The sequence below is a fragment of the Herminiimonas sp. genome (assembly GCF_030645555.1).
GTDB lineage: Bacteria > Pseudomonadota > Gammaproteobacteria > Burkholderiales > Burkholderiaceae_D > Oxalicibacterium.
On record NZ_JAUSME010000246.1, the window covers coordinates 1 to 1,119 of the forward strand.

The window sequence follows — 1,119 nt, forward strand, 5'->3', positions numbered from 1 at the left end:
TGGAACAGCGCGAGCGCGATGAAATCCTGGTGCTGTTCGCCAATCAGAGTTGCTCGGTATTGGTGGCCACCGACGTTGCGGCACGCGGGCTGGATATCCAGTCCCTGGGCGCAGTGATCAACGTCGATGTATCGAAAGACACCGAAGTGCATATCCACCGCATCGGCCGTACCGGTCGCGGGCAGGACAAAGGCCTAGCCTTGAGCCTGTGTGCGCCGAATGAAAAGAAATGGGTAAAGCTAATCGAGGAATACCAGCACAAGTCTGTGCAATGGTTCGACCTGAAATCTGCCACGCCGACGGAAGGCGCGCCTTTGCATGCGCCCATGATCACGCTGTGCATCATGGGCGGCAAGAAGGATAAATTACGGCCGGGCGATTTGCTGGGCGCATTGACCGGCGAGGTCGGCCTGGCCAAGGATCAGGTAGGCAAGATCAATGTGTTTGAATTCATGACTTACGTGGCGCTGGACCGCAAGGTTGCGGACCAGGCTTATGCGCGTTTAAGCAGCGGCAATATCAAGGGCCGCAACTTCAAGATGCGCTTTATCGAAACCTGATTGCCTGGCTGCGTCAGTAATGATCAGTGATGGTGTGACCAGCTGCCATCTTCCGATGCGATATAGGACTCGACCGCGTCTTTCTGGCCGGTCGCATAACGCGTGATTTCGCCACAGGTGCATATGCCCTGATACGGCTGGATATGCGAGCAGGCGGATACTTTTTGCAAAAACACCTTGACCGGCTTCGTGCATTTCTTGCACTTGAAGGTCAGGATGCGGGCTGGTTTGTTGGCCATGTCATTTCCTCAATCTTAATCTCTATCGCTGTCATTCCCGCGCAGGCGGGAATCCAGGGACCTTCCTTTATGCAACTCTGGATTCCCGCCTGCGCGGGAATGACAAGGTGTTTTAATCAGCGTGCCGCCAGCCGCCACAGCGACGTGACTTCGGCCGAGCGCGCCTGGTGCAGCGGATCGCTTTCATCCGAGGCGCGCGGATGGGTAGGCTTGGTATCGATGCGCGCGATGACTTTCAATCCTGCACTATCTATCATTTGCTGCAGTTCTTCGCGCGTACGCAAGCCCAGGTGTTCGGCCAGGTCCGACAGGATCAGCCA

General features: G+C 56.3%; 2 protein-coding genes and 1 pseudogene. 1 reads left to right on the forward strand and 2 read right to left on the reverse strand.

Annotated features, from left to right (window positions below):
• A partial coding sequence (locus Q7T06_RS09605) for a DbpA RNA binding domain-containing protein (protein ID WP_304784053.1) occupies positions 1 to 560 on the forward strand: 560 nt, incomplete at its 5' end.
• A gap of 23 nt (positions 561 to 583) precedes the next feature.
• On the opposite strand, the gene Q7T06_RS09610 is transcribed toward Q7T06_RS09605, so the two are convergent.
• Entirely contained in the window at positions 584 to 799 is a 216-nt protein-coding gene (locus Q7T06_RS09610; protein WP_304784054.1) for a hypothetical protein, read from the reverse strand.
• A gap of 116 nt (positions 800 to 915) precedes the next feature.
• A pseudogene (locus tag Q7T06_RS09615) lies at positions 916 to 1,119 on the reverse strand (methyltransferase); the annotation flags it as partial.

Coding starts and splice junctions, on each gene's coding strand:
- Q7T06_RS09610 (WP_304784054.1), bottom strand. CDS start 799: ATGGCCAACAAACCAGCCCGCATCCTGACCTTCAAGTGCAAGAAATGC.